9 protein-coding genes and 1 tRNA gene are annotated in these 11,651 nt (G+C 67.1%); 5 read left to right on the top strand and 5 right to left on the bottom strand.

From position 1 onward, the window contains the following. Positions 1-1,491, top strand: a complete 1,491-nt coding sequence (locus R2733_09075) for a hypothetical protein (GenBank protein MEZ5376648.1) — start codon at positions 1-3, stop codon at positions 1,489-1,491. Positions 1,492-1,697: 206 nt separating this feature from the next. Here the strand turns inward: R2733_09075 and R2733_09070 are convergent. Then, positions 1,698-1,771: transfer RNA gene (locus R2733_09070), tRNA-Arg, on the bottom strand. A gap of 226 nt (positions 1,772-1,997) precedes the next feature. On the opposite strand from R2733_09070, the gene R2733_09065 reads away from it, so the two are divergent. Together R2733_09065 and R2733_09060 are read left to right on the top strand one after the other, a co-directional pair. Continuing rightward, a complete protein-coding gene (locus R2733_09065) occupies positions 1,998-3,152 on the top strand; it encodes an LLM class flavin-dependent oxidoreductase (protein MEZ5376647.1) in 1,155 nt (384 codons plus the stop codon). Beyond that, a complete protein-coding gene (locus R2733_09060) occupies positions 3,149-4,243 on the top strand; it encodes an amidohydrolase family protein (protein MEZ5376646.1) in 1,095 nt (364 codons plus the stop codon). The genes R2733_09065 and R2733_09060 overlap by 4 nt, the downstream gene beginning before the upstream one ends. Here R2733_09060 and R2733_09055 read toward each other — a convergent pair. Beyond that, on the bottom strand, positions 4,231-5,028 hold the full coding sequence (locus R2733_09055; protein MEZ5376645.1) for a creatininase family protein: 798 nt from the start codon (positions 5,026-5,028) through the stop codon (positions 4,231-4,233). The genes R2733_09060 and R2733_09055 overlap by 13 nt on opposite strands. Positions 5,029-5,084: 56 nt before the next feature. Here R2733_09055 and R2733_09050 point away from each other — a divergent pair, with 56 nt between their 5' ends. After that, a complete protein-coding gene (locus tag R2733_09050; GenBank protein ID MEZ5376644.1) occupies positions 5,085-6,659 on the top strand; it encodes an NAD(P)/FAD-dependent oxidoreductase in 1,575 nt (524 codons plus the stop codon). Between the two features lie 3 nt (positions 6,660-6,662). Here R2733_09050 and R2733_09045 read toward each other — a convergent pair whose 3' ends face one another. The 3 genes from R2733_09045 to R2733_09035 form a co-directional block, all read right to left on the bottom strand. Then, positions 6,663-7,136, bottom strand: a complete 474-nt coding sequence (locus R2733_09045; protein ID MEZ5376643.1) for a type II secretion system protein — start codon at positions 7,134-7,136, stop codon at positions 6,663-6,665. 121 nt (positions 7,137-7,257) lie between these two features. Then, positions 7,258-8,616, bottom strand: a complete 1,359-nt coding sequence (locus R2733_09040; protein MEZ5376642.1) for a type II secretion system F family protein — start codon at positions 8,614-8,616, stop codon at positions 7,258-7,260. Beyond that, positions 8,613-9,836, bottom strand: coding sequence for a PilT/PilU family type 4a pilus ATPase (locus R2733_09035; GenBank protein MEZ5376641.1), 1,224 nt, complete (start codon positions 9,834-9,836; stop codon positions 8,613-8,615). The genes R2733_09040 and R2733_09035 overlap by 4 nt, the downstream gene beginning before the upstream one ends. A gap of 105 nt (positions 9,837-9,941) precedes the next feature. On the opposite strand from R2733_09035, the gene R2733_09030 reads away from it, so the two are divergent. Beyond that, complete coding sequence (locus R2733_09030; protein MEZ5376640.1) at positions 9,942-11,642, top strand: ATPase, T2SS/T4P/T4SS family; 1,701 nt, start codon at positions 9,942-9,944, stop codon at positions 11,640-11,642. Positions 11,643-11,651 lie beyond the last annotated feature (9 nt).

Below are 11,651 nucleotides of genomic sequence, written 5' to 3'. Positions count from 1 at the left end.
ATGCGATCTTCACTCGTCATCACTGCCTTCATGGTCACGCTCGGCGCCTGCGGCACCGTTGCCGAGCAGGACCTCGTGGCCGGCGGGCCGGTCCAGGGATCGGATGATGCCTCGGCGGCCACGACCCTCAGCTCACTGCCGGTGACGACACTGCCGGCGATCGACAGCGAGGCCATCTTGGCGGCGTCGGGTTTCCATCGATGCCCGGCGGACGGTCCGCCGCCACCGGGCGACATCGGCGAGGAACGGGGCCTGGAGCTGCTGCACGCTGCAGTCGAGGCCGGGATCAGTCGTGGTGGCAGCCCGGGTGGCAACGGTTACCTGCCGGCGATCGATCTGATGGTGCTGGATGAACCGAGCCTCACCACGCTCGCCGGTTTCGCCGACCCCGACGAGCTCTGTGTGGACGGGGTCGACCCCAATGACTACGTGGCGCCCGGACCTCAAGCACTGGCGGGACCGGGCTGGCGGTGGGTGGGCGCGGGGTCCACGACCGGCTTCGATGCAGAGCCGAGCGTGATCGACAACCAGGACGACTACGACCGTCTGTGGACCGTGCTCGGTGAGGGACCCGAGACCGAGCAGCTCATCGTTGACTTCGATACCGAGGTGATCTTCGTCTTTCCGCATGTCGCGGGTGTCAGCTTCGACGCGTGTGGCCTGCGATTCGACGGCTACGGCATCGACGAGAACGGCACCGTCGTGCTCGATCTCTTCCGGCCCGGGGGCAGTGTGCCGTGCGACGCGGTCGCGCACCCGGTCGTGTACGCCGTGGCGCTCGAGCGCCGTTTCGTCGGCGACCTTCCGTTCGCTGTCGCCGTCAGGCGAGCCCCTCGGGACCGGCCGGTACGCCTGATTCCCCGAGACGAGGCGTTGCTCCCTGAGCGCCAGGACCCGGCGATCGAGGAGGCGCCAGTCGAGCCCCCACCAACGACCGAACCGGCCGTGCTGCCCACGGTGCCGCCGGTCGTGGGTGACTTCGCAGCCGGAGTCGTGTCGACCCCGGTCTTCCCCCAGCGTTCCGGATCGACCGAGTCGGGCGGTGTCGATCTCCCGGTGCCTGACGGGTGGGAAGCCGATCCCAGCCTGCCGTCGGCCAACGTGACCGGCCGCGGCGGATTGGTGGCCGCCACCTTCGATCTCGACGACCCGGCGTGGCGGACCATGGCGGATCCGGCCGAGCTCGTCGTCACCGAGGGCCCAACCGCCATCGCCGTGCCCCTCTATCGGGCAACACCGGATGGCGTCGTCACGACCGGTGCGTCGGCGTCGATCCAGCAGTATCGCCACGGCAGCTCCGACCCCGGTACCTGGCTCCGCCGGGTGGTGTGGGTCTACCCCCACGACGATCTCGTCACGGTGGTCGTGCTCGGCTACCCGGAGTTCCCCGAAGGCTCGAGCTTCGATTCCGACGACCCGCTGCAACGCTCGCTGGCCGGGCAGGATCCGATGACGATCATGCACGACGTTCGCTTCTTCGGCTCGAACTGACGAGCCGCCACCCGCCGCCGACCCTCCCGACGACGCCAACTCTCGGCTCCCGAGCCCACCCCCACCCATCTCTCGGCCCCAGAGCCCGGAACTGGGCTCAGCAGCCGAGAATTCGCCGGGTGTGGGTTCCAGAGCCGACGGTGCGGGTGCGCAGCAGCGGGCCGAAAACGCACGAAACCGCTGCTCAGCAGCGGTTTCGTATCTCGCGCGCTCGTAGGGACTCGAACCCCAAACCTTCTGATCCGTAGTCAGATGCTCTATCCAATTGAGCTACGAGCGCTAGAGCCAAGAACTCTAAGGTACTTTCGACCGTTGTCCACCCATCTTGAGCCACAGAAGCAAGTTCCGGCTCGAACTTTCGGAATTCCGCCACGCTGACCAGGACCTGCGAGTGACATCGAGCCCCAGCTCGAGCAACGACCGCCAGACCACCCTGACGAGGGGAATTTCGAGAACAGGGTGTTTCGACCCTTCCACCCAGGAACGACACCGCTACCTTTCGACGTATGCGTGTCGGAGTGTTCATGTTCGGTGGTGTCGAGATGGATGACGCCGGTGCCGGCCCACCCGCACCAACCGACCGTCGCTACACGAACGAGCAGATGTGGCGGGCCACCGAGCAGCTGCTCGAGATGGGTGTGCTCGCCGACACGCTGGGGTTCGACAGCTACTGGCTGACCGAGCACCACTTCCAGTACGAGGGCTACGAGGTCGTGCCGAACGGCATGCTGTTCAGCTCGATCCTGGCCGAACGCACCGAGCGGTTGCGGATCGGTGCCATGTTCAACGTGGTCGGCCAGTGGCACCCACTGAAGCTGGCCGAGGACTTCTCGATCCTCCACAACATCTCGGGTGGACGCGGCATCTTCGGCGTCGGCCGAGGCACCGTGCCTCGTGAAGCCCGCACCCTGGGCACCGACATCGGCAGTTTCGACAACCCCGACTCGGCCGCCGCCGACGCGTTGAATCGCAAACAGTTCGACGAGGCCATGCAGGTGATGATGTTGGCCATGACCGAGGAAGAGTTCTCGTTCAAGGGTGAGATCTTCGAGTTCCCGCCGGCCGGGATCCCCGACCGTGGTGGCTACGTCGAGAAGCTCACCCTGGTCCCTCGCCCCCTCTATCCGTTCGAGACCTGGCAGGCCATCACCTCGCCGCCGTCGCTCGACGCCGTGCCACGCAACGGCTGGGGCGGGGTGTTCTGGCTGAAGCACCATGAATTCACTCGTCAGTGGTGGGAGAAGTACGCCGCCACCTACGCCGAGGCCCACGGCCGAGACCTTGCGCCGGGGGAGAAGCGGTTGCTCGTCCTCAACGTGTGCATCGAGGACTCCTACGAGTCGGCCAAGGAATCGGTCCGCGACGGGCACGACGAGTTCTGGAAGTTTCTCGGCCCCTACGGCTGGAGTCGGGGCTACATGGGTGAGAACGGACGACCCGCCGAGCCTGGCCTGATTCCCACGCTCGAGGAATCGATCGACAACAAGACGTGGATCGTGGGAACGGCCGACGACGTCATCGAGGGCATCCAGACCTATTCGGAGGCCCTCGGCGGTCTCGAAGACCTGGTGATCTTTCCGAACATGGTCGGCGATCCCTACGCCAAGACCGCCGAGCAGATGACGCGGTTCGCCGAGCAGGTCCTCCCGCACCTCGGATGAGGATCGGTGATCGCGCTGACCGGTCGTCGTTGGAGGCAGCCGGCTACCTCGTGCTGTCGGCACCGGCCGAACCACATGCCCATCTCGACAAGGCCCTCACCGCCGATCGAGTCCTGAATCCCGCCGGCGATCTGCTCGGTGCCATCAACGCGTGGATCCAGCACCGGTCCACCATTGCCAAGGCCGACTTCGTCGAGCGAGCCACACGTGCGCTCGAGATGGGCTTGGCCAACGGCACCACGGCGGTGCGCACCCACCTCGACATCGGATCCGACATCGGCACCACCGGCGTCGAAGCGTTGCTCGACGTGAAGGCGGCGATGGCCGGCCGAGTCGACCTCCAACTGGTCGGCCTTGTCAGTTCGATCACCGATCGTCGGCTCGGGCCCGGCAACCGTGCGGCGTTGATCGATGCGATCGATCTGGGTCTCGACGTCGTCGGCGGCGTGCCCCACCTCGAACCCGACCCACGGACAGCGCTCGAGTGGCTCATGGAGCAGGCCGACACTCGCGCCCTCCCGCTCGACCTCCACACCGACGAGAATCTCGAGCCTGGCTCGCTCGACCTCGAGACCCTGGCCGAGCGGGTGCTCGCCGAAGGCTTCGGCCACGGTGTCGTGGCCAGCCACTGCGTAAGCCTCGGCATCCAACCCGCCGAGGTCCAGCGTCGTGTGGCCGAGAAGGTGGCGGCAGCAGGAGTTGCCGTCGTTGCCCTGCCCCAGACCAACCTCTTTCTTCAGGCTCGTGGTGTGGTCACCGCGCCGCCTCGAGGCCTGACAGCGGTCGCGGCGCTGACCGCTGCCGGCGTCGACGTGGCCGCCGGTGCCGACAACCTGCAAGACCCGTTCTGTCTGGTCGGCCGAGCCGACGCGTTCGAGACGGCAGCGCTCATGGTGATGACGGCACACCTCACCCCCGAAGCGGCCTACGGGGCGGTGTCGACCAACGCCCGCCGGGCCATGGGGCTCGGTCCGACTGACGACCTTCTCGCCGTTCGTGCCGCGTCGCTCCGAGAGGCGATCGCCTCGGCACCGCACGATCGTGTCGTCGTGCGGGACGGTGCCGTGGTGGCGTGCGCTCAGGAGCGATAGCGGAAGTGCTTCACCTCGGTGAACGCATCGACCAGCCGCTCGATCGTCGCGGACCAGGCGATGGCACCTCGCTCGGCCGTCGCCAGTGTCGGGTCGCCGATGTGACCGTCCGGGCCGAAGTCCGACGCCAGCCACCCGAACGACACGCCCCCACCGAAGCGGACGTGCGCGTTGTCGGCGAGATGCTCGGGAATGTTGCGTGTTGCGAGGTCCATGCGCACCAGCTCGGGTCGCAGATGCAGCATCAGCGACGTCTCGTCGATCCCGCCGTGGATCCCCATGCCGAGCTCCTCCTCGGCGGACGGGCCGCCCTGGTCGGGCGGAACGGCAGGGTGCAGCAGGAAGGTCTCCAAACCGTGGTGCAGGCGCAGTTCGCGGCACGCCACATTGAGGAGCGACGAGTTGCCGCCATGGCCGTTCAGGAAGGCCAGCTTGCGGGCGGGCGTCGTGGCGATCGAGCGACCAATGTCGTCGAGCACGGCGAGCAGCGTCTGCGGTCCGAGCCACACGGTGCCCGGTGTGCCCGAGTGTTCGTTCGACTTCGTGTAGGCCAGCGGTTCGAGCAGCCACAGATCCAGCTCATCGCCGGCACGTGCCACCACCTCCTCGGCACACGCCGAGGCGATCACCAGATCGGTGTTGAACGGAAGGTGCGGTCCGTGCTGCTCGACCGCGCCGACCGGCAGCACCAGGATCGATTCCTCGCCGATGTGGTCGGCGAGGTCGGACGCACGCAGTTCGGAGAGTCGCCGGGTGCCCCCAGACGTCGGTTCGGGCCGTGTCATCCAGTCACGCTAACGCAGCTCAGCGCCTCGCAGACCACGGCGGCGGAGGTCCTGCCGTGACCGAAGTCGCCGTCGATCGTCCCGATGACTTCGATGCGATCATCGTCGGTGGCGGCCACAACGGTCTCGTCTGTGGTGCCTATCTGGCCCGAGCCGGCCGCCGGGTGCTCGTGGTCGAGGCCCGCGACACCGTTGGTGGGTGCGCCGGCACCGACCACGCCGTCGGGGCCAAGGTCAACCTGTGCAACTGTGACCACGCGATGGTGCGGTCGGTGCCGTTGGTCGAGGAACTGCAACTCGATCGCCGCGGGCTCACCTACCTCGACCTGACGCCGTCGATGCTCGGACTCGGGTGGGACGCGCCGGGACCCATCGCCATCTTCCACGAGGTCGAGCAGACGCTCGAGGTCCTCGCAGTGAGCCACCCTCACGAGGTCGACAACTATCGGCGCTACGCCCAGGTGGCCGTGCCGGCTGCGCAGCTGCTGACCGAGATGGCGTCCGCTCCACCATCGGCTGCCGGATTGCTGCGTCGGGCCATCGGCCGGAACTCCCGGGCCGCCATCACGCTGGCCCAGTGGTCGCGCCGTTCGGTCGGCGACGTCTTGCGAAGCTACTTCACGTCCGACGGTCTGCTGGGCCCGGCCATGGCCGCCGGCCCGGCGGTGTGGGGTCTGTCCCCCGAGACCCCCGGCACCGGCCTGGGAGCGCTCGCGTGGGCCTTCAAACACGTGCTGCACACCGGTCGGCCGATCGGCGGCAGTGGGGCGCTCACCGACGCCATCGCTGCGTCGCTCAAGTCATTCGGCGGCAGCATCGTCACCGGTGCACCGGTGGCGACCATCCTGTGCGAGGGTGCATCCGTCGTCGGCGTCGAAACCGCCGACGGTCGGTCGTTCCGTGCCCCCACCGTCGTCGTCGCCAGCGACCCGCGCGAAGCGATCGTGCGCTACCTCAGTAACCCTCCATCGTCGGCGAAGGACTTCGTCGACAAGTGGCGGAACCGCACGCCGCAGGAAGGCTACGAATCGAAGATCGACGCTCGGATTTCGGCGGTGCCGACCTGGCGCTACCACGACGACCGCTACTCCAACGCCGGCCTTGCCGACCCGTCGTCGGCATCGACGCTCGTTGCACCGCCGTTGTCAGAGATCCACCGGGGGTTCGAGCTCATGCAGCGAGGTCAGATCCTCGAACGGCCGATGCTGTTCGTCAACGTGCCGTCGATCAACGACCCCACGCTGGCTCCTGCCGGGGAGCACGTGCTCAGCATCGAGGTGCTGTTCACCCCGTATTCCTTCACCGGCGGCTGGGAAGACGCGAGTGAACCCGAGCGCTGGCTCGACGTGACGTCGACCCTGTTCGCACCCGGGTTCACCGATTCGATTCTCGATTGGCGGGCCATGACGCCTGCGGTCTACGAGCGTGACCTGCACCTTCCGAAGGGACATGCCACCTCGTTCGCCGGCGGTCCACTGGCGGCGATCCTCGGACGGGACCGTGAACTCACCCGCTATCTGACGCCGATCGATGGGTTGTTCGTCACCGGCGCCGCCACGTTCCCGGGAGCGGGTGTGTGGGGCGCGTCGGGCCGCAACGCGGCCACGGTGATCCTCGATCGGACCAGCTGAGGTCTACCAGCCGGCCGAGGTCGGCGACTTGGCCTGGGTGCCGGTACAGGCGTTGGTGGTCTGGCCGTACTCGACCGCACCGGCGGCATCCACGTGGATCGTGAAGCAGGTGCCGGAGGCCGACATCGCAGCGCCGTACCAGTCGGTGGCCGCGTCGGGGAGCACACTCACGGTGGTCGGGGCGGCAGAAGCGGTCACGGCATCGACCCAGGTGATGCCCGGCTCGCTGGCCGACAGGTTCGTGGTCGTGGCCTGCGTGAGGTCGGCGTTGTCGGTGAAGATCACCATGGAGGAGCTCTGGGCGATACGCAGCGACGTCTGGGCGGCCCGATCCTGGGCCCGGGTCCGCGCACCGAGGAAGGTGGGCACGCCGATGGCGAGGAGGATGCCGATGATCAGGACGACCACCATCACCTCGATGAGGGTGAAGCCATCTTCACCGTCGTGTTTCTCGGTTCGATTCGTTTGAGGCTGCATTCGTTCGTCCTTTGGCGGGAGCTGTTCCCGAGGAGTCTCGGAAGGGGTCTCGGGGGTGTGAGGCCAAGATCAAGAAAATTCGTCTTCGGCTGATCGCCCCCTGAGGTGCAGCCGACTCGACCTACTGGACGAAGTCGATGATGCGGAACATCGGCAGGTACAGCGAGATCACCATGCCGCCGACGACGAGCCCGATGAGTCCCATCAGGAGTGGCTCGATGAGCGACGAGAAGCCGTCGACGGCGGCCGCCACTTCTTCTTCGTAGGTGTCGCCGACGATCGAGAACATCTGATCGAGCGAACCCGACTCCTCGCCGACGCTGATGAGCTGCACCATCGTGCCTGGGAAGAGCGGCTCGGCGAGCATGGTCGGTCCGATCGGCTCGCCTCGCTGGATGGCGTCTCGCACCCGTTCGAGGGCACGGGTCACCGCGGCGTTGCCGACGGTCTGGGAGGCAATGGCAAAGGTGTCGAGCACCGGAACGCCAGCAGAGGTGAGGACCGCCATGGTCCGACCGAAGCGAGCGAGCACCGTCTTGTGGATCAGCCCGCCGAGCAGGGGGAGGCGTAGCTTGAGCGAGTCCCAGCGGAAACGGCCGTCATCGCTGCGCTTCCAGCGTCGGAAGGCGAAGACCATCAGCGTGATGACGAGGACCAGCGGAACCGATCGGCGGACCACGAGATCCGATGCGGCAACGAGGATCCGGGTCGGCAGGGGAAGTGTGCCGCCGAGATCGGTGTAGATCGTGGCGAAACGAGGCACCACGAAGCGGAGCATCACGGCGATCACGCCCGTCACCATCACCAGGACGGCGGTCGGGTACGACATGGCCGAGCGGATCTTCTGACGAACCAGCACTGCGCGTTCCTGCGAGGTGGCGAGCTGGCGGAGCACCTCCTCGAGGGCTCCCGACTCCTCACCAGCGGCGACCATCGAGCAGTAGAGATGGTCGAACACGCGCGGGTGTCGGGTGATCGACCGACTGAGCGAGTCCCCGGCTTCCACATCGAAACGAACCTGTTCGAGCACTCGCACCATGATCGGGTTGTCGTTCTGTTGGGCCAGCACCGTGAGGGAGCGGATCAGGGGTATGCCGGCCCCGACCATCGTTGCGAACTGACGCGTGAAGGCGGCGAGTTCGCGTGGCTTGACGGTCGCCCCGATGCCGGGGATCGAGAACTCACGTTGGAACAGCGAGGTTCGTGACGTGCGCAGTCGGACCGGTCGGAGTTGCTGTCGCCGGATGCGATCGATCGCCTCACGTGGCGACGCGGCGGTGAGCTGCCCGCTGACCCGCTGGCCGTTGTTGTCAACGGCGACGTAGTCGAAGGTCTCGAGCGGACGGCCTGTCCCGGACGGCGGTGCCGCGGTCGGTGTCGGCGTGCCGACGGCGCGGCGTCGGCGACGAGGGGCCGTGCGCGGTGCGCCCGGCGTCGTCGACTCGGTCGGTGTTTCGGTGTCGAGGATCGTCGAAGTCATCGGCGGAGCAGGTTGTCGAGGCTGGAGGGTCGATGGGCGACACTGCGGGCGACATCGAAGGAGATCCGCCCGGCGCGCACGGCGGCCGCCAGCGCCTGGTCGAAGGTGTGCATGCCGTCGGCCCCGCCGGTCTCGAGCGCAGCGTGCAACTGGTGCGCCTTCTCGTCGCGGATCATCGCGCGGATGCCTGACGTCGCCGTCATCACCTCGGAGACGAGCGTGAGACGACCATTGACGTCGGGAACCAGCTGCTGGGACACACAGCCGCGGATGGACAGGGCGAGCTGGGCCCGCACCTGGTTCTGCTGCCCCTCGGGGAACGCGTCGACGATGCGAGTGATCGAGCCGGTGGCATCGGAGCTGTGCAGCGTGGCGAAGACCAGATGCCCGGTCTCCGCAGCCGTCAGCGCCGTGCTGATCGTCTCGAGGTCGCGCAACTCGCCGAGCAGGATCACGTCGGGGTCCTGGCGCAGCGCATAGCGCAACGCGGTGGCGAAGGACTCGGTGTCGGCGCCGACTTCGCGTTGCTGGATCACCGATCGAGCGGGGGTGTAGCGGTACTCGATCGGATCCTCGATCGTGATGATGTGCGCGGCTCGAGTCTGGTTGATGTGCTCGATGGCGGCGGCAAGTGTGGTCGACTTGCCCGAACCGGTACGACCGGTGACCAGCACGAGCCCGCTGTGGTGATCGGCGAAGGCACGCACGGCGGGAGGCAACCCGAGCTCGTCCAGGTTCGGCTTGTTCGAAGGAATCAGGCGAAGCGCAGCGGCGAGCGATCCCGATTGGCGGAACAGCGCCGCGCGGAAGCGACGGCTGCCGCTGCTCAACGCGAGTTCGAGGTCGCCCCGACGGAGCAGGGTCTGTCGCTGATCGGCATCGAGGTGGGCGAAGAGCATCGATTCGAGCTGTTTGGGGCCGATCGGTCCGACGCCTGCTATCGGACGCAGCGTGCCCTGCACACGGATGTGCGGCGGCTGTCCCGACGCGAGGTGGAGATCTGAGGCCTGGGCGTCGACGGTGGCCACCAGCAACTCCTCGAGACCGGCGCCCGCCCCGACGGGAGCGAGTGGAGAGCCCGATGTCGGTAGGGCATCGGTGAGCTCGCGTGAGGTGCTCGTGGTGCGCGTGGTCGTTCCGAGTGTCTCGGACAGAAAGGCGCGACTCTCCTCGTCCAGCCCGTACCACTCGTCGCTGTCGGTTCCCGTCCAGTCGGTCACGGAGCGGAGCTTCGGAACCGGTCCCGCAAGTGTGAGGATGAGCAGGCTCCTACAAGCTTTTGGGTGGTTGTCTCAACAGCGCGACCGACTGTCCGATGGAGACCCGTGACCAGTCGTCCGGTGGGAACCCGGCGCCGTATCGGCGAGATCCTCGTGGAGCTTGGCATCGTCAGCGATGACGATGTCAGTCGCGCGCTCGATCTGCAACGATCCACCGGCAAGAAGCTCGGTGACGTTCTGCTCTCCGAGGGCATCGTCAAGCCTCGTGACCTCCTGCGCGCACTGGCGGCGCAGTTCGAGCTCGAGTTCGTCGACCTCGCCGAACGCAAGATCGACCTCGACCTCGCCCAGCAGATCCCTCCGCAGCTGGCTCGCCACCACCGCGCGCTCCCGGTCTGGCACCGCGATGGCAAGATCGTGGTCGCCATGGCCAACCCGGTCGACGTCCTGGCGCTCGACGACATTCGTGATGCCCTGCGGCGACCGGTGCTGCCGGTCATGGCCGACAGCGAACAGATCATGGCGGCGATCGCCCGTCTGGGATTGAGCGACTCCCGCGTCCAGGAGGCGATCCAGGCCGCCGTCGGTGACAGCGAGCCGGCCCCCGAGGAGGTCGTGGTCACCGAGGTCAACGAGGAGCGCGCGCCGATCGTGGCGTTCGTCGACCTGTTGCTCTCGAAGGCGGTGCAGGAACGAGCCTCCGACATCCACATCGAGCCGGGGAAGAACGACCTGCGAGTCCGGTTCCGAGTCGACGGCGTGCTCCACGAGGCGATGACGCCGCCGCGATCGCTGCAGGCCGGCATCATCAGCCGCGTCAAGGTCATGGCCGAGATCGACATCGCCGAGCGCCGCATCGCGCAGGACGGGCGGATGTCGACCGTCGTCGGCGGTCAGCCGGTGGACATCCGTGTCGCCACCATCCCCACGATCTACGGCGAGGCGGCCGTGCTGCGAATCCTCCGCAGCGGCAACGAGGCGATCTCGATCGACAACATGGGCTTCTTGCCGATGCAGCTCGCCCGCTTCAAGGCAGCCTACGAACGGCCCTGGGGGGCAATCCTCGTGACCGGCCCGACGGGCTCGGGCAAGTCGACCACCCTGTACGGCGCGCTCGAGGCGCTCAAGGACCCGACCCGCAACATCATCACGGCCGAGGACCCTGTCGAGTACAAGATCGACGGGATCAAGCAGGTGCAGGTGAACAACAAGGCGGGCATGACCTTCGCTCGGGCGCTGCGGTCGTTCCTGCGGGCCGATCCCGACATCATGCTCGTCGGCGAGATCCGAGATGCCGAGACGGCAACGATTGCCGTCGAGGCGTCGCTCACCGGCCACCTCGTGTTGTCGACCTTGCACACGAACAACGCCGCCGCCACGCCGATGCGCCTGATCGAAATGGGCGTCGAACCGTTCCTCGTCACGTCGGCGTTGACGGCCGTCGTCGCCCAGCGGTTGGCCCGCCGACTGTGTGATCGGTGCAAGACACCTCGCACGAGCACGCTCGAGAAGCTGGGTGTCAGCAATCTGGACGGACTCGGGATCGACACCTCGCGGACGGTCACGGTCTACGAGGCCGCCGGTTGTGAGGCGTGCAGCGGCACCGGCTACCAGGGCCGGTTCGCGATCCACGAGGTGATGACCATCACCGACGAACTGCGGGCGGCAATCCTCGAACGCAGGAGCGCCGAGGACGTGCATCGCCTCGCACTGTCGCAGGGCATGATCTCCCTGCGCGCCGACGGTCTCATCAAGGTGTCGCAGGGTCTGACGACCATGCAGGAACTGTTCCGCGTCACGACCTGACGCATTGTC

The organism is Acidimicrobiales bacterium (assembly GCA_041394265.1).
Lineage (GTDB): Bacteria > Actinomycetota > Acidimicrobiia > Acidimicrobiales > SZUA-35 > JBBQUN01.
This window is presented reverse-complemented; position numbering and strand designations above follow the sequence as displayed.

What these genes read in the sequence shown, in the direction of transcription:
- R2733_09040 (MEZ5376642.1), bottom strand. Translation starts at nt 8,616, where the DNA reads ATGACTTCGACGATCCTCGACACCGAAACACCGACCGAGTCGACGACG.
- R2733_09065 (MEZ5376647.1), top strand. Translation starts at nt 1,998, where the DNA reads ATGCGTGTCGGAGTGTTCATGTTCGGTGGTGTCGAGATGGATGACGCC.
- R2733_09055 (MEZ5376645.1), bottom strand. Translation starts at nt 5,028, where the DNA reads ATGACACGGCCCGAACCGACGTCTGGGGGCACCCGGCGACTCTCCGAA.
- R2733_09045 (MEZ5376643.1), bottom strand. Translation starts at nt 7,136, where the DNA reads ATGCAGCCTCAAACGAATCGAACCGAGAAACACGACGGTGAAGATGGC.
- R2733_09075 (MEZ5376648.1), top strand. Translation starts at nt 1, where the DNA reads ATGCGATCTTCACTCGTCATCACTGCCTTCATGGTCACGCTCGGCGCC.
- R2733_09060 (MEZ5376646.1), top strand. Translation starts at nt 3,149, where the DNA reads ATGAGGATCGGTGATCGCGCTGACCGGTCGTCGTTGGAGGCAGCCGGC.